The sequence below is a fragment of the Lactiplantibacillus brownii genome (assembly GCF_031085375.1).
Taxonomy (GTDB): Bacteria; Bacillota; Bacilli; order Lactobacillales; family Lactobacillaceae; genus Lactiplantibacillus; species Lactiplantibacillus brownii.
In genome coordinates, this window is record NZ_JAVCWF010000001.1 from 1,975,407 (window position 1) to 1,991,573 (window position 16,167).

Genomic DNA, 16,167 nt, shown 5'->3' on the forward strand with positions numbered 1-16,167 from the left:
ATATTGGTAACTAGGCTATGCTCGGAAGCAACCCGCTGGCGCTCACACTCTTATCGATGGGCCACATGTAGACGGTTCACGGCACGCCGCAATGCGACTTGTGCCCGTGCCAACTCAGCATCATCATGCTTTTGTTGGGCTTCTTGAATCCGACTTTCAGCTCGTTTCCGGGCATTTTCAGCCCGTGCAACATCGATATCATTTTGACGTTCAGCACTATCTGCCACAATAGTTGCGACATTGTTACTGAATTCCACGAAACCGCCGTTAACGGCAATTTCATCGTCTTCCTGATCCGTTTCCTGTTGCTTGATCCGAACTTCGTCAATGGCTAAAGAAGCAATCATCGGAATGTGGTTCGGCAAAATCCCTAATTCGCCGTTAATCGTGCGAACGATCAACATGGGCGTTTTACTTTCATAGACCTGACCGTCTGGAGTAACGATGCTAACGGTTAATGAGTTTGCATTGTCAGCCATGTTAACCCCTCCTAATCAGTGACCATCGATTTCGCTTTTTCGACCGCATCTTCGATCTTACCAACTTGACGGAAAGCATCTTCTGGTAAGTCATCATATTTACCTTCAAGAATTTCCTTGAAACCTTTGACAGTTTCCTTGATTGGCACATATGAACCAGGTTGGCCTGTAAAGTTTTCAGCAACGAAGAAGTTTTGTGACAAGAAGAATTGAATCCGCCGAGCACGTGCCACAGTGGTCTTTTCTTCGTCAGACAATTCATCCATCCCTAAGATCGAAATGATATCTTGCAATTCACGATAACGTTGCAAGACCCGTTGAACTTCGGTCGCAACTTCATAATGTTCAGCCCCAACAATTGATGGGTCCAACGCGATTGATGAAGAAGCTAACGGATCAACGGCAGGATAGATCCCTTGTTCAGTCAAAGAACGTTCCAAGTTAGTCGTCGCGTCCAAATGGGCGAAAGTTGTTGCAGGTGCCGGGTCAGTATAATCATCGGCAGGCACATAAACGGCTTGAATCGACGTCACAGAACCTTTTTTGGTTGAAGTGATTCGTTCTTGTAATTGACCCATTTCAGTTGCCAAGGTAGGTTGGTAACCAACGGCTGAAGGAATCCGACCTAGTAAGGCAGAAACTTCAGAACCAGCTTGCGTAAACCGGAAAATGTTATCAATAAATAAGAGCACATCTTGGCCAGCAACGTCCCGGAAATATTCCGCAATCGTCAAACCAGTCAAAGCAACTCGCATCCGGGCACCAGGTGGTTCGTTCATTTGACCATAAACCATGGCAGTGTTTTTCAACACACCAGATTCCTTCATTTCGAAGTAAAGGTCATTCCCTTCACGAGTCCGTTCACCAACACCGGTGAAGACGGAAATCCCGTTATGTTCTTGGGCAATGTTATGAATTAATTCCTGAATTAAAACAGTCTTACCAACACCGGCACCACCGAACAACCCAATCTTACCACCACGAACATATGGTGCTAAGAGGTCGATAACTTTAATCCCAGTTTCCAAGACTTCCGTACTGGTCGTTAATTCATCGTATGCAGGGGCATCCCGGTGAATCGGGTTCCGTTCTGCATCTGGACCGAATTCTGGACCACCATCAATGGTCTCTCCTAAAACGTTAAATACCCGACCTAACGTTTCCTTACCAACAGGAACCGTAATTGAAGAACCAGTGTCTTCAACTGCCATTCCCCGACGTAAACCATCCGTCCCGTCCATTGCGACAGTCCGAACGACCCCATCACCTAATTCCAACGAAACTTCAACCGTTAAGGTATCGTCGCCGTCTTTATGGATGAGTAAGGCATTATTAATATCAGGTAACTTGTCGTTTAGAGAGAATTCAACGTCGACAACGGGTCCAATAACTTGTACAACTTTACCTGTACTCATTAGTCGTTAATTCCTCCCAAATTCGTTATTCTTGCGCAACCAAACCACCTGTAATTTCGGTGATTTCCGTCGTAATAGCAGCTTGACGTGCGCGGTTATATTTCAAATTCAACTTATCAATTAAATCGCCAGCATTATCTGATGCCGCCTTCATCGCTGTCGACGATGAGGCATGTTCAGCAGTTTTTGCATCCAAGATGGCACCATAAACCAAGCTTTCAGCATATTGTGGCAACACGGCCGACAAAATTGCTTCTTCTGAAGGTTCCATTTCGTACTCGGGACCGACATCCACTCGACTATCTTCGGCTGGCCGGTTATCTTTTTCACTTTGTGCGAAAGTCTCTTCAGAGATCGGTAGCATTTTAACTGACCGGAATCCGGAAGACAAACGGTTAATAAAGTGATTATAGAAGACATAAAGTTCGTCAAAGACTTCATTATGGTACATCGAGGTAACTGTTTTAACGATTTCACGGACTTCTTTAAAAGTTGGTACGTCAGAAACGCCACGATATTCGTAGGCAACGTTCAAGCCGTTCTTCTTATAGAAATCCGCACCAGTGCCACCGACCGCTAACACAACGGCATTATCAGCATTTAATTGGTGTTGATGCATAAAATCGTTCGTTTGTTTCAAAACGTTCGAATTGTAGCTTCCCACCAACCCTCGATCAGAGGTAATGATTAATAAACCGGTGCGTTTAACGGGGCGTTGAGCCAATAATTCACTAACCGAAATGGTATTAGAATTACTGTTCGGAACACCAGCGCTCGCTGACATCAGATGAGCTTTGGCAAGATGTGAAACGATGCTTTCAACTTTGGAAGCATACACCTGATACGTGCTCGTATGCTTTTGAATCTGGTTCAACTTAGAAGTCGAAACCATTTGCATTGCGGACGTGATCTGATGAGTCTTCTTGGTTGAGTCAATCCGGCGCTTGACATCCATTAATGATTCTGCCATGCACTACTCACCATCCTTTTCAGCCATTAACTACTTAGCAGCGGCAGCGGTTGGCTGGAACTGCTGTGCAAATTCATCCAATGCGCCATTGATTTGGTCAGCATCTGGTAATTTCTTTGTTGAGACAATCGTATCAAATAAGTCTTGATGACTCGTGTGGACGAAAGCAAACAATTCAGTTTGATAACGTGCAATGTCTTCGATCGCAACTTTATCCAAGTAACCATTCGCTAAGGCATACAAAATCATAACTTGTTCTTCAACCTTTAATGGTGAATGAACAGGTTGCTTCAAGACTTCAACGATCCGTTGCCCACGATTTAACTTAGCTTGCGTTGCCGCATCCAAGTCAGAACCGAATTGTGAGAATGATTCCAATTCACGGAATGACGCCAAATCAAGTCGTAACGTCCCAGCAACAGACTTCATCGCTTTGATTTGAGCATCCCCACCAACCCGGGAAACAGAGGCCCCGGCATCAATGGCTGGCCGTACACCTGAATAGAATGAATCACTATCCAAGAAGATTTGACCATCGGTGATGGAAATCACGTTGGTTGGAATATAAGCGGAAATATCGCCAGCTTGCGTTTCGATAATTGGTAACGCAGTCATCGACCCGCCACCTAACTTATCGTTCAACTTCGCAGCCCGTTCGAGCAACCGTGAATGCAAGTAGAAAACATCCCCAGGATAAGCTTCACGACCTGGAGGACGACGTAAGATCAATGAAAGTTCACGATAAGCCGTCGCTTGTTTTGATAAATCATCATAGATAATCAAAACATGCTTGCCATTATGCATGAACTCTTCACCCATCGCTGCCCCGGCATAAGGTGCCAAGTAAAGTAATGGTGCTGGTTCAGAAGGACCGGCAGTTACGACAATAGTGTAATCCATCGCGCCATACTTTTTAAGTGTTTCAACTTGTGCCCGAACCGTTGAGTCTTTTTGACCAATTGCGACATAGATACAGATCATATCTTGGTCTTTTTGGTTCAAAATGGCATCAATAGCCACAGAAGTTTTCCCAGTCTTACGGTCACCGATAATCAATTCACGTTGGCCACGACCAATTGGTACTAAGGCATCAATGGCCTTAATCCCAGTTTGGAGTGGTTCACTAACTGATTGTCGTTCCATAATCCCAGGTGCTTTGTGTTCGATTGGTCGCGTATGTGACGTTTTAATTTCACCTAAACCATCGATTGGCTGACCTAATGGGTTAACGACCCGGCCAATCATATTGTCCCCAACAGGAACTTCCATGATGCGGCCAGTACGTTTAACAGTATCGCCTTCACGAATACCATCAAAATCACCTAAAACAACGATACCAACATCATTGCTTTCAAGGTTTTGTACCATTCCGTAAACCCCGTTATTGAATTCGAGCAATTCACCTTGTAAGGCGTTGTCGAGTCCATGTGCCCGGGCAATCCCATCACCAACGTAGGTGACAGAACCGGTTTCAGCGACTGAGAGCTCAGTTTGATAACTTTCTAATTGTTGTTTGATTAGAGCACTGATTTCTTCAGATTTAATGCTCATAAAAGTTTCACCTCTTCGTAAAAGACTTTCTAATTGTTGATGAGTGCTCGTCTTAAGTTCATTAATTGTAAAGCGACGCTGCCATCAAACGTTTGATTGTTTGAACGAACAATCACGCCGCCAATAATTTCTGCGTCAACCTTTCGTGCTAACTTAACTTGGTCGGCACCGACACGCTTGGCAAACGCAGCTGCGATGGCATTAGCTTGCTCATCTGACAACTTGACCGCGGACGTTACTTCGGCATGCACTATCTTATGATTTTCATCATAACGTTGCTCAAACGCGTCGATAATGGCTACCAAATTCGACATGCGGCCGTAATCATACAACATTTGAATAAAGTTTTTAATGTATTCTGAAGCATGGTCAGTCAAAGTTGACAACGTTGCCTGCTTTTGATCAACCGAGAGCAATGATCCTGAAAGGACCTCTGCCAATTGCGGATTGTCGACAAAGACTTGCCGTAATTGTTTTAATTCAGCCAGGAATGCTTCGGTCTGATCTTTTTCAACTGCAAGCTCAAAGAGTGCCTTTGAGTAGCGATTTGCAATCGTAAGATTATCTAGACTCATGCTTTCCCAACCCTTCAATATACGAATTGATTAATGCCTGTTGACCTTCAGGATCCAATTGCTTCTTAATAATCTTAGAAGCAATTTCAACCGAAATGTCAGCCACGTCAGCTTGGACGTTCTTTAAGGCATCTTGACGCTCCTGTTCAATATCTTTACGCGCATTTTGTTTATACTGCGTAGCTTCGTTTTGAGCGTCGGCAACAATCGTTGTGCGCTGTTTTTCACCATTTTGCTTAGCATCAGCGACAATATCGCTAGCTTCGCTCCGTGAATGTGATAAGGCATCACGACGTTGATCAGCTAAATCAGTCGCCTCTTGACGAGACTTCTTCGCTGAATCAATATCGTTGGCAATCTTGTCAGCCCGTTCACCCATCATTTTTGTGACAGGGTTCCAAGCGACTCGCGCAATCAACGCCATCAAAACGATAAAACTAATCGCAATAAACAACATGTCGCCAAGGTAAAGACCGGATGCACCGATAATTAAATGCGAGAGCATCTAATGACACCTCCTTCTTTCATTTTCATTAAAATGAACTCGTTGACCAATGATTACTTGTTCATAACCATCAAGGCCACAACGAAGGAAATGATTGGCATTGATTCAATTAACCCAACACCGATGAACATGTTAGTCCGTAATTGTCCAGATAATTCTGGTTGACGGGCCATACCTTCAAGCATCTTTGAAATAACCAAACCGTTACCAATACCAGCACCTAAAGCGGCACCAAACATAGCAATACCTGCAGCAATTGCTCCCATAATTTGTGTATCCTCCTTAAAATTAAAAAAACTGAAAATTACTATTCCTCAGGCGATACTTTTTGAGAAATATAAACTGAAGTCAAGGTGACAAACACGAATGCTTGAACACTCCCGATAAATACTGAGAACCCTTGCCAAAGAAATTCAATTGGGAAGGAGTAGACATAACTAAACCAACTACCCCCATCAGTTGCTAAAGTTGCAACCTTACTCAATAGCATTTCACCAGCAAAGATATTCCCGAACAGCCGAAGTCCTAAGGTTAGGAAGTCGGTAAATTGTTCGAAAATGTTGATCGGCAAGAATACAAGGAATGGTGAAGTATATTCTTTAAGATAACCCTTCATACCCTTCTTTTGTACGCCAGCAGCATGCGCTAACGCCACTGTCATAAATGACAACGTCAGCGTCACAATCGGATCTGCGGTTGGGCTTTTAACGTACGTATACTGGCCGACCTGGACGTGTAGAAACAGACCAAGTTGGTTAGCGACGAAAATGAATAGGAACAACGTGAACGCATATAAACCGAAGCGTCCCGCGTCGTTACCCTTGATCGAACCCTTGACAATGCCGTTCGTGAACTCGATGAGCCACTCCAGCACATTTTGCCCACCCTTAGGCTTCAACGCTAAATGCCGCGACAATAGAAAGACAAATAAAAATACGATTATACAAGTGAGTAAAATCGAGATGTCATTCGCAATATTAAACGTCAACCCAAGGAATTTGACCGTAGGAACTGGATCACCCACTGAATATCACCTCTTTCCTTAATTTCGGTGTACACGATAACCATAACGTGTGGAACAATTAACGTCAATTGTATCGAAACATGAAATAGTAAATTAGAGCGACCTCTAATTAAAATACAATGGTAATAATACCACCACCAACCTAAAAATTCAAAATAATTTCATTATTTAGTCACTTGGCAAAAATCCCACGATATCAAGGGTTCAACCGCCTTTGACATCATGGGATTTTCATAAAGTTCCGTATATTTTCATTTTCTACAACATGTTGATTCCGCTTACTTCTCGTTAACCGCCGTCTTTGGCAGTACTAAGTTCATAATAATTCCTAACACGGTCGCAACAGCTAGACCACTAAATTGAAAATTACCGATTTGTAAATAGGCGTTACCAATTCCAATGACTAAGACTGCTGAAGCAATCATTAAATTTCTTTTTTGATTAAAATCAATTTTATTATCAATTAAGATCCGCATCCCACTCGAAGCAATGACCCCGAACAATAGGAAACTGACCCCACCGATCACTGGTGACGGAATACTTTGAATTAACGCTGACAGCTTGCCCACAAAACTAAAGACAATGGCAAAGAACGCCGCGCCACCAAGAACATAAATACTGTGTACTCGTGTAATTGCTAAGACCCCAATATTTTCACCATACGAAGTCACTGGCGGGCCACCAACCAGCCCTGCAATGATTGATGCAGTCCCATCCCCGGCCAAAGTATGACTCAAACCGGGATCTTTAAAGAAATTCCGCTTGGTCAATTTATTCAAAACCATAATATGTCCCATATGTTCAGACATCGTGACAAAGGCAATTGGTGCCATACTAAATATCGCACCCCAATAAATACCAGGATGGTAATTGATAAAAGGAATCTGAAAATTAGGTAAAGCGAACCATTTGGCTTGCATGACCGGCGTAAAGTCAACAATCCCGAACAAGACAGCAATCAGATACCCCGAAACAATCCCCAACAAGATTGGGACTAGACTCATAAATCCTCGCAAATACATGTTAAAGACGACAGTCAAAATCATCGTCAACATCGCTACCGCGAAGAAACGAATATCGTAATTATTGCCATTGATCGTGGCATCCTTGGCCGCGGTGCTCGCTAATGATAACCCAATGACCATGACAATTGGGCCTACCACGATTGGCGGCAAGGCTTTGTCGATCCAATCAGAACCAATCAAGGTCACCAACAAACTCACTAGTAAGTAAACACAGCCAACCGCAACGGTCCCTTGAGCAATCGCTGGGTAACCGGCCGTTTTCATCAATGATTGCATCACCACAATAAATGAAAAGCTAGAACCCATGTATGCTGGAATCTTATGTCGCGTAATCAAAATGTACATCAAGGTTCCGACCCCAGAACTAAATAGCGCAATTCCGGGATTCAAACCAACTAAAATTGGGACTAAAACGGTTGAGCCAAACATGGAGAATAGATGCTGAATCGATAACCCAAGCCAACTACCAAACTTTGGTCGGTCATGAATATCGAGCACGACATCGTCGTTATGAAATGGTTTTTGCTTTGCCATAATGCACCCCTCACTATGAATTTAATCCAAAAGAAAAGACAGACCCCCACTCAAAGCGGCTGGTCTGTCTGAATCGCATTCACTCGTAGTGGTGAACATCCGATCAAATCCTTTTCAGCCTCTCTGAGCTAAATTAAAGGAACTGTTTAATTGAACCAAGTTTACTTGAGTTATTGTGGTTTGTCAATAGTGCTTACAAGCCTGATTTGGGCCTCCGATTCAGGCTTAACTCACCGCATCGGTTGGCTTGGACAGGGCTTTTAAGTGATTAGTCTCTCATCATAAGCCCGTGAGATGACCTAGTATCGGTTTAAATTGTTCAACAGGTGTTTTTAAGCGACGTCTTTGAAATCCTATCGAATTTTTAAATAACCGTTTAAATCGATTGATAGACCGGTTTAACGTGATGATAATAACGAGCTATATTATGGTAGAAAAATCTAAATTTTCTGACAGATTTTGTCGCAATTAAGCGATAGTTGTTGCTAAACCAACTAAAAACGGTTCACGTTTAGACAGCCTAATTGTCTTCAATCACAATTTTTTGAAGACAATCTTTGGTGGCTTCTATCGTTTCAGCAAATGTGACTGCTTTTACGAAGTCGTGTTTAGTTCGATAGTCGATCCAACGTCGATGCATTAGTGAATCCTGTGCAATAATATCTAATATCATCCGCCATTCTACTAACAAATCGGCAGTGCCACGTTCCAACATCACTGCTTGAATTGCTTCAGCTAAGAGAGCCGGCTCAATTTCGATGGCGATAGCTAGATGTGAAATTAAATAAATATCGAAAAAGTCCTTCATACGAGTATTAGCAATACTCCGGGTCAGAATGGTTTGAATCTTTTCAGCAAGTATTCGCTCTGGTCGGTAGATACTAATGCCAATCTTGTTACCAATTAGTGGTTGATAGTTCCAGGACATTGCTGAAGGAATTAATTTTTCACCAGTCGCGATATCTAAGTGAAAATTGTCTTGCATTTGCCCCAGTTTACCTTGAAGATCGATTCGAAGTCCCTGATAGGCATTTTTCTCTTGAATCGGTTCGATACTTTTCAAAACATATTGGCAACCGACTGGGTCACTCAGACCGATGATCTGGTTAACGATATCAGTTAAGCTCGCTTTATCTACTGTGACACCCTGTAGCATTGTGTCTAGATCAACAGTTGTCCGTTTTTCAACGCCGGTTATGGCCGATAATACAAAACCACCTTTCCAAATAAACTTGGTCCTGTAAGTCGACTTTGATAACAAGCGCAAGAATTCATCGATAAAGTATTTTTTGAGAAGAATATTGTAGTCAACATTGGTTTCATCCCGTTTTACCTTTAATTTATCTTTAACACCTTGTTCTCTGCTGCTATTCTTCGTCACAGTAGTACCTCTAGTAATTGTCTCACTTGATTTTGCATACCGTTCTTAGACGCGATTGACAAAAGCTTGGTAACGTTTTTATTGGTTTTATTTAGATAACGCTTGTAAATTGCGCTCACTTGACCCATATCTAAGTCGTTGCCACCTTGCAACAATTCAATTAGTGCACGTTCCGGTGAGTACAATTTGATGGTATATTTTGTGCCAGACACCCCTAATTCTCTCGTATAAGGTTCAATATTGTTACCATAGGTTTGCCTAACAACTAGGTTTTTCGACCATTTGGCAGGCAGTCTCTTTGGCAATTTATACCCACGCTTGAATGTCATTTCAACTCGGTAAGGGAATTGATCAGACAACTCCCACAAATAAAGTGCGGTCTCTCCAGAATAGACACCCTGTTTTAGAATTAGTTGTCGAATCAAGAAATCGTTAGGTGACCATTCAGAGCTAATGAATAGATTCGATATTGGATTCTCGAGCAATCCTTTACGAACTAGACTGTTTAAAATGGGTTTAACTGCCTTTTTAAGTGGCCCTCCAAGCAAGTCTATATCAATTATTGCGTTCTGTTGAAACTCCTCTTCTAGAAATTTTAAGGGGACAATCCGAGCTCGCAGTTCGTGATATAGACCGCTATTCAATGGCATTACTTTTCGATTAATCTGCTGTTTAATCATTTAGCCCCTCCGGTTCAGTGACGTAATAATTTGGCCTATCATTTATATTGCTTCATACTGAAGCCTATTGAAGCAATTTTTATCCATATGTCATTATAGCATTCATTCCATAAACTAGTGAATCCAAATACTGAGCATTGATATTTTTGCTTCAAGTGTTTGCTGATTTTATTGGTGCTGTTGCACTGTAAGCGCCATTTTCCAAAAAGGAATGGTTAAAATCATAATCATCCGTTTGACAAGTGGTCTATTCTTTCATTTTCAGCCTTTAAAGTATCAGTAAAAAACAACTAAAAAAATCCCGTTAGTTAAGTGACAACTAACGAGATTTTGGCAAAAATTCAATTAATTATTTTGTCCCGAATAAACGATCCCCTGCATCGCCCAAACCTGGTACGATATAACCATCTTCGTTTAAATGATCATCGAGCGCGGCAGTATAGATATCAACATCTGGATGTGCTTTTTGAAGGGCTTTAACGCCTTCTGGTGCCGCAACTAAGCACATAAACTTGATATTGCTAGCGCCACGTTTTTTGAGCATATCCATGGCCATGATGGCAGAACCACCAGTCGCTAACATTGGATCAACGACAAATAATTGACGTTGTGAAATGTCGCTTGGTAATTTCACAAAGTATTCAACCGGCTTCAGTGTCTTTTCATCACGATACATGCCAACGTGACCGACTTTAGCTGCTGGAATCATATTTAAGACCCCATCAACCATCCCTAAACCCGCACGTAAGATTGGCACGATTGCCACTTTCTTACCAGCTAAAGTTTTTTGGGTCGTCTTTGTAATTGGGGTTTCAATTTCAATATCCTTCAATGGCATATCACGTGAAACTTCGTAAGCCATCAATGTGGATATTTCGTTGACCATTTCCCGAAATACTTTTGTCCCGCATTCTTTTTCCCGAATGATCGTTAACTTATGTTGAATGAGCGGATGATTCAAAACCTCAAACTTACCCATGTTTCTGTGCACGCTCCTTAGTGATTTCTTTCTATTGTAGCTAATTTATCAACAAAAAACTAGGGCTCAGCGTGATTAGTTGTGAATTCTCGAAAAAAACACGACTTTTCAGTCACATTTGACTCCAAAATTCAAAAAACCGACCATCAGTGACAGTCGGTTTACAATTATTTTAATTTAATCAACATCAATTGGGTGTTTAGCCGTTAATGCAAGCGCTTGGGTCTTCACTTGATCCAAGTTGGCTTGATCTTTTGGCGCAGCTAAAGTTTGTAGAATTAATTCCGCGACCTTAGTCGCATCCGCTTCATCAAAACCACGCGTGGTAATCGCTGGCGTCCCCAAACGAATCCCAGAGGTCTTGAATGCTCCCAAAGTTTCATTCGGAATAGCTTCTTTATTCACTGTAATATCAACCGTGTCCAATAAATCTTGCACTTGACGGCCGTTCAAACCAGATTTAGTCACATCAATCGTCATTAAATGATTATCGGTCCCACCGGAAATCACCCGTACCAAGTCAGAGTCGTTAAAGACTGCAGCCATTGCTTGAGCATTTGCGATGATTTGTTTGGCATATGTCTTAAATTCTGGTTGTAAGTCTTCACCAAAAGCAACGGCTTTACCTGCGATCACATGATCTAAAGGACCACCTTGATTGCCAGGGAAAACAGCCGAATTGATTTTCTTGCCATATTCAGCCTTGGCAAGAATCATCCCACCACGTGGGCCACGCAATGTTTTGTGGGTCGTAGTGGTTACCACATCCGCATATGGCACTGGATTAGGATGCAATCCTGCCGCGACTAAACCAGCAATGTGCGCCATATCGACCATCAACATTGCCCCCACTGCGTCCGCAATCTCACGGAACTTAGCAAAATCAATCAACCGGCTGTACGCTGAAGCACCAGCGACGATTAATTTTGGTTGAAAGGCTTTGGCCTGCGCTAAAATCGCGTCATAATCCAATTCTTCAGTTTCTGGATTTAAACCGTAACCTTGAAAGTCGTATAGTTTACCCGAAAAGTTAACACTTGAGCCATGGGTCAAATGACCACCAGCATCCAATGACATCCCCATGACACGATCGCCAGGTTGAATCAACGCCATATATGCTGCAGCGTTGGCTTGAGAACCAGAATGTGGTTGAACATTAGCATAGTCCGCACCGAACAACTTTTTAGCGCGTTCAATGGCGAGGGTTTCCACTTGGTCGATAAACTCGTTACCGCCATAAAAACGGTGACCAGGATAACCTTCGGAGTACTTGTTCGTCAAAACGCTCCCTTGTGCCGCCCGAACACCCTTAGATACGATGTTTTCTGACGCGATCAACTCAATGTTGTGTTGTTGACGAGCTTTTTCCTTACTAATTGCAGCCCAAACTTCTGGATCTTGTTCTTGGTAATTCATGAATATTTCTCCTCCATTTCGCAAGTGACAACTTTCGGGTTTTCCCGATTTCAATTATTATACACTAAAATGGGTCTGACCGGCAGACTTATTTAGCCGGTTCATATATGCAGCTCCCAATCCATTGTTGTCAAAGGCTTGACAGAGAATATCTTTAATTTCTGTTTCCGTATCAAAGTGTCGTAAACCAGCAAAAAGTTCTCGGCTTGCCGATTGAACATCATTTCCTAACGAAAATTGTTCGCAATTTGCTGGAATGTGATTGTTAGTTAAAATAGCATCCGTTGCCATAACACCCATCTGAAGTGGTTGCTTCTCGGCCCAGGCTAAAGCAGCGGGCCAATCAGTAATATGATCCACAATATAAACTTGGGCATCAGGCGCATAGTGCTTATATTTCATGCCAGGCGCCTTGGGAACTTCAGTTGCACCAACGTGATGTTGTTCTGTGAGCACCTTTTCCCCAATGACGGCTTCAATTGCCGCGGCCGTGACCGCTCCTGGCCGCAAAATAGCGGGTTGTTTGCCAGATAGATCTAACACCGTTGATTCCACACCCACTTGGGTAGCTCCGTCATCCAAGATTCCGGCGATTTTCCCATCCAGATCGTGTAACACATGTTGCGCGGTGGTCGGGCTGGGTTTGCCGGACGTATTTGCAGAAGGCCCCACGATAGGCGTCCCAGCCTCACGAATCAAATTAAGCGTGGCGGTATTATTCGGATTTCGAAATGCAGCTGTCGTTAACCCACCTGTCACTTCTGGTGCGAGTGCTGCTGGCTTCAAATTAAAAATCATCGTCAATGGTCCTGGCCAAAATGCCTTGATCAGCTTTTTAGCCGCAACCGACAACGGTTTTGCAAAACGTTCCACGGTCGCCACATCGGCCACATGCACGATCAGTGGATTATCACTCGGCCGACCCTTGGCTTGATAGACTTGTTTAACCGCAGTCACATTCGTGGCATCTGCGCCTAAGCCGTACACCGTTTCGGTTGGAAAAGCCACCAACTGGCCAGCTTGAATTAACTTTGCGGCAGCCGTAACTTCCGTCGGTTTAAAAACTTTAGTTTCCATATTATTATCAATCCTTCTCTATTTAAGACTATAAAACGACGCGTAACATCCGATCATGACCCGCCATATCCTGCCGTAACGTCACCGTTGCAGTAGGTAAAGCGGTCCTAAATAACTGTTGAATCGCGACACCTTGATGATACCCAAATTCTAAATACAAGCGCCCATGCGTTGTCAGATGGGCAGCCACTTGCTCGGCCAGCCGTTCATAAATCGCTAGGCCAGCATGTGCCGCAAACAGGGCCTGTTGTGGTTCATAATTTAAAACGCTCGCATCCATGACCGCTTTTTCGCTAGTCGCAATGTATGGCGGATTGCTCACAATGACCTCATATGGTTGGCCACTCAGCTCGGCAAATAAATCACTTTGTTGAAAATCAACGTCAAGTTGCAGTCGTTGGGCATTTTCACGAGCCACGCTGAGGGCTTCAGCCGAGATATCACTCCCCGTGACTTGCCACGTCGGTTGCTCATGTTTCAACGCCAACGCGATCGCACCCGAACCAGTGCCAAGATCCAACAATCGTTTTGCCGACTGATTGGTCGCATCACTCAAGACCCAATCCACCAATTCTTCGGTTTCCACCCGAGGAATCAGGACGGCGGGCGTGACGGTCAATTCTAGACCATAAAAAGGGGCCCTTCCCAACACATATTGCGCTGGCTCACCGGCAACAACTCGTTCAATGGCTGTTTTAAAGGCTTGCCACAAGGCCGTTGGCAACTGCTCACGATAATGAACCAACAGTTGTGTTTGGTCTAATTTACTCAGCCCTAATAGCAAGAAACGTGCAGCGTCAGTTGGGAGTTTGGCAGTTTTTAGACAAAAAGAAGCCCATTGCTGGGCTTCAAAGTACGTTGGTTGCTGCGGCAATTTAGTCATTAGCTAATTGCTCGATTTTCTTCGTTTGATCCGCTAAAATCAACGCATCGATAATTTCATCTAATTCGCCGTTCATAATGCGATCCAACTTATTTAACGTCAAACCGATTCGATGATCCGTGACCCGGTTTTGTGGATAGTTATAAGTCCGAATCCGTTCTGAACGGTCCCCGGTCCCAACGGCCGACTTCCGTTCCGCATCATACTGGTTCTGTTCACGTGATTGATAATAATCATAGACCCGCGCACGCAAGATTTCCATGGCTTTCGCCCGGTTCTGTTGTTGTGATCGTTGATCTTGCATGGAGACCACAATACCAGTTGGCAAGTGGGTCATCCGTACGGCTGAAGACGTCTTGTTAATATGCTGACCACCGGCACCAGATGACCGGAACACATCCACTCGAATATCCTTTTGTTCCAACTTGATATCCACATCTTTAGCTTCCGGCATGATCCCAACCGTGGCAGTCGACGTATGCACACGTCCGGCAGATTCAGTGACAGGAACCCGTTGAACACGGTGAGCGCCACTCTCATACTTCAGTTTAGAATAAACTTTATTCCCCGAAATAATCAACACGATTTCTTTAAAGCCACCCACTTCGGTTTCGTTGCGGTCGGCCACTTCAACATTCCACCCCTGACGTTCAGCGTATTTCGAATACATGTTGAACAAATCAGCAGCGAATAAACTGGCTTCGTCCCCACCAGCGGCACCATGGATTTCCATGATAATATTTTTATCATCATTAGGGTCCTTAGGTAACATTAATAAGGTAATTTCATGCTCCAGTTGATCTTTTTGAGCATTCAAATTCTTCAAGTCTTCCTTGACCATGGTATTCATATCATCGTCAAGCTTTTCACGCAACAAGTCGTTATTTTCAGCGATTTGGCTGGTCACGTCTTTATATTGGTTATACTTTTCAACCGTTTCACGAATACTGCCCATTTCTTTGGAAAGTTTCATGAAACGATCGGAATCGGCAATCACTTCTGGATCGCTTAATAGTTCACCGAGTTCTTCATACCGATCGGCAACGGCTTGTAATTTATCAAAAAACTTATCCATACTCGGTTAATTCCTCACTTTGTTAGTTTCGGCGGATAGAAGTAATGACGACGGCAAACGGGATAGTAACTTTCATTCCCGCCAATCTGCACTTGCTCGCCTTCATAGACCGGTTGCCCGTCTTGAAAACGCAAGTTCATGATGGCCTTTTTCCGGCAGAACCAGCAGATCGTCTTCATTTCTTCAATCTTATCCGCATACAACAACAGGTATTTGCTACCTTCAAATAATTCATTACGAAAATCATTTTTTAGCCCAAACGTCATCACTGGGACATTCAAATCGTCCACAATGTGCGCTAATTCTAACACATGATGTTTCTTCAAAAATTGGGCTTCATCAATCAAGACACAGGCCGCGTCCGGATTGGTTTTCTTGACCACGTCGTAGAGATCCGTCTCATTAAAAACAGGCATCGCTTCACGCTTTAAGCCAATCCGACTAGTCACATACCCGACGCCATCACGATTGTCTAATCCGCTCGTCATGATGATCACGGATTTATTTTGTTCTTCATAGTTGTGAGCAACTTTTAAAATCTCAATCGTTTTCCCACTGTTCATTGCGCCATATCGAAAAAATAATTGTGCCAAAGTCT

At 43.3% G+C, this 16,167-nt stretch carries 17 protein-coding genes; all 17 read right to left on the minus strand.

Translation table 11 applies throughout. From position 1 onward, the window contains the following. Nucleotides 1–50: 50 nt before the first annotated feature. A complete protein-coding gene (locus RA086_RS09360; RefSeq protein ID WP_308703533.1) occupies nucleotides 51–479 on the minus strand; it encodes a F0F1 ATP synthase subunit epsilon in 429 nt (142 codons plus the stop codon). Between the two features lie 11 nt (nucleotides 480–490). Further along, nucleotides 491–1,894 carry a F0F1 ATP synthase subunit beta gene (gene atpD, locus RA086_RS09365; RefSeq protein ID WP_308703534.1) on the minus strand — a complete coding sequence of 468 codons (1,404 nt, stop codon included), beginning with the start codon at nucleotides 1,892–1,894 and terminating at the stop codon, nucleotides 491–493. 25 nt (nucleotides 1,895–1,919) lie between these two features. Then, complete coding sequence (locus RA086_RS09370; RefSeq protein ID WP_308703535.1) at nucleotides 1,920–2,864, minus strand: F0F1 ATP synthase subunit gamma; 945 nt, start codon at nucleotides 2,862–2,864, stop codon at nucleotides 1,920–1,922. Between the two features lie 30 nt (nucleotides 2,865–2,894). Further along, a complete protein-coding gene (gene atpA / locus RA086_RS09375) occupies nucleotides 2,895–4,415 on the minus strand; it encodes a F0F1 ATP synthase subunit alpha (RefSeq protein ID WP_308703536.1) in 1,521 nt (506 codons plus the stop codon). Nucleotides 4,416–4,444: 29 nt separating this feature from the next. Next, complete coding sequence (gene atpH / locus RA086_RS09380; protein WP_308703537.1) at nucleotides 4,445–4,990, minus strand: ATP synthase F1 subunit delta; 546 nt, start codon at nucleotides 4,988–4,990, stop codon at nucleotides 4,445–4,447. Continuing rightward, on the minus strand, nucleotides 4,977–5,495 hold the full coding sequence (gene atpF, locus RA086_RS09385; RefSeq protein WP_308703538.1) for a F0F1 ATP synthase subunit B: 519 nt from the start codon (nucleotides 5,493–5,495) through the stop codon (nucleotides 4,977–4,979). The genes atpH and atpF overlap by 14 nt, the downstream gene beginning before the upstream one ends. A 53-nt stretch (nucleotides 5,496–5,548) precedes the next feature. Further along, entirely contained in the window at nucleotides 5,549–5,761 is a 213-nt protein-coding gene (gene atpE / locus RA086_RS09390) for a F0F1 ATP synthase subunit C (RefSeq protein ID WP_003639224.1), read from the minus strand. Between the two features lie 41 nt (nucleotides 5,762–5,802). Further along, complete coding sequence (gene atpB, locus RA086_RS09395) at nucleotides 5,803–6,519, minus strand: F0F1 ATP synthase subunit A (protein ID WP_308703539.1); 717 nt, start codon at nucleotides 6,517–6,519, stop codon at nucleotides 5,803–5,805. A 278-nt stretch (nucleotides 6,520–6,797) separates the two neighbouring features. Then, a complete protein-coding gene (locus RA086_RS09400; protein ID WP_308703540.1) occupies nucleotides 6,798–8,078 on the minus strand; it encodes a uracil-xanthine permease family protein in 1,281 nt (426 codons plus the stop codon). A 520-nt stretch (nucleotides 8,079–8,598) separates the two neighbouring features. Further along, complete coding sequence (locus RA086_RS09405; RefSeq protein WP_308703541.1) at nucleotides 8,599–9,459, minus strand: nucleotidyl transferase AbiEii/AbiGii toxin family protein; 861 nt, start codon at nucleotides 9,457–9,459, stop codon at nucleotides 8,599–8,601. Further along, nucleotides 9,456–10,139 carry a type IV toxin-antitoxin system AbiEi family antitoxin domain-containing protein gene (locus tag RA086_RS09410; RefSeq protein ID WP_308703542.1) on the minus strand — a complete coding sequence of 228 codons (684 nt, stop codon included), beginning with the start codon at nucleotides 10,137–10,139 and terminating at the stop codon, nucleotides 9,456–9,458. The genes RA086_RS09405 and RA086_RS09410 overlap by 4 nt, the downstream gene beginning before the upstream one ends. A gap of 349 nt (nucleotides 10,140–10,488) precedes the next feature. Continuing rightward, entirely contained in the window at nucleotides 10,489–11,118 is a 630-nt protein-coding gene (gene upp / locus RA086_RS09415) for a uracil phosphoribosyltransferase (RefSeq protein ID WP_308703543.1), read from the minus strand. Between the two features lie 177 nt (nucleotides 11,119–11,295). Next, entirely contained in the window at nucleotides 11,296–12,534 is a 1,239-nt protein-coding gene (locus RA086_RS09420) for a serine hydroxymethyltransferase (RefSeq protein ID WP_308703544.1), read from the minus strand. A gap of 57 nt (nucleotides 12,535–12,591) precedes the next feature. After that, a complete protein-coding gene (locus RA086_RS09425) occupies nucleotides 12,592–13,611 on the minus strand; it encodes an L-threonylcarbamoyladenylate synthase (RefSeq protein ID WP_308703545.1) in 1,020 nt (339 codons plus the stop codon). A 28-nt stretch (nucleotides 13,612–13,639) separates the two neighbouring features. Further along, entirely contained in the window at nucleotides 13,640–14,494 is an 855-nt protein-coding gene (prmC, locus tag RA086_RS09430; protein ID WP_308703546.1) for a peptide chain release factor N(5)-glutamine methyltransferase, read from the minus strand. Beyond that, a complete protein-coding gene (gene prfA, locus RA086_RS09435) occupies nucleotides 14,487–15,569 on the minus strand; it encodes a peptide chain release factor 1 (protein WP_308703547.1) in 1,083 nt (360 codons plus the stop codon). Before prfA ends, prmC begins: the two co-directional genes overlap by 8 nt. 14 nt (nucleotides 15,570–15,583) lie before the next feature. Further along, complete coding sequence (locus tag RA086_RS09440; protein ID WP_308703548.1) at nucleotides 15,584–16,162, minus strand: thymidine kinase; 579 nt, start codon at nucleotides 16,160–16,162, stop codon at nucleotides 15,584–15,586. Nucleotides 16,163–16,167 lie beyond the last annotated feature (5 nt).